Origin of the sequence: Sandarakinorhabdus rubra (assembly GCF_010994245.1) — a bacterium.
GTDB lineage: Bacteria > Pseudomonadota > Alphaproteobacteria > Sphingomonadales > Sphingomonadaceae > Sandarakinorhabdus > Sandarakinorhabdus rubra.
This window is the reverse complement of the sequence record NZ_WMHO01000423.1, coordinates 1-819: the sequence shown is the minus strand read 5'-3', so window position 1 is coordinate 819 and position 819 is coordinate 1. Positions and strand designations below refer to the sequence as shown.

General features: G+C 73.7%; 1 protein-coding gene. It reads right to left on the bottom strand.

The window, feature by feature from the left end:
- A partial coding sequence (locus tag GJV64_RS15005; protein WP_164158320.1) for a M16 family metallopeptidase occupies positions 1–819 on the bottom strand: 819 nt, incomplete at both ends.

Genomic DNA, 819 nt, shown 5'->3' with positions numbered 1-819 from the left:
CCGGCGCGGAGGGCAGCACGCCGGCGGGCCGCACCGCGCCGCGCGCCACCGCCGGATCCGCCTGCCAGCCCCCGAAGTGCGCCTCCAGCAGCGGTTTCAGCTCGGCGGCCGTGATGTCGCCGGCCACGAACAGCGTCGCATTGTCAGGCCGGATCCAGCGCTTGTGCCACGCTCGCAACGCGTCGCGCGTGATCGCCTTCACACTGGCTTCGGTGCCCAGGCCTGACGGCGGCGCGCCATAGGGATGCTGGGGGCCATAGAGCGCCGGGGTGAGGATGCGCTGCGCGATGCCCAGCGGGTTGGCGGCCTCCTGGGCGATGCCGGTCAATTGCTGGCCGCGCACCCGCTCGATCTCGGCGGCGGGGAAATCCGGCCGCTGCACGATGTCGGCGAACAGCTGCACCGATGCAGACAGGTTGGACTTCAGCGCATCAAGCGTCAGGCGGGTGCGGTCCCGCCCGGCCGAGGCGCCGATGCCGGCGCCCAGCCGCTCGCGCGCCTCGGCAATCTGGGGCCCGCTCATGCCGGCCGCGCCTTCGTCGAGCAGGTTCAGCGCCATCGACTGGATGCCCAGCGCGTCGCGTTCATCGGCCGCCATGCCGGCTTCGTGGCTGAGCATCATGCGCACCAGCGGCACGGTGGTGCGGCGCGCCAGTTCGACCTTCAGGCCGTTGGCCAGCGTGAAGCGCTCGATCGCCGGCCATTGCAGCAGCGGCGGCGTGCCCACGGCCGGCTCTGCCTCGCGCGGCGGGCCTTTCGCGGGCGGCGCGCTGGCCGCAACCTTGGGCGGCGGCGGCACCTCCTCTGCAGGCGGGCGCG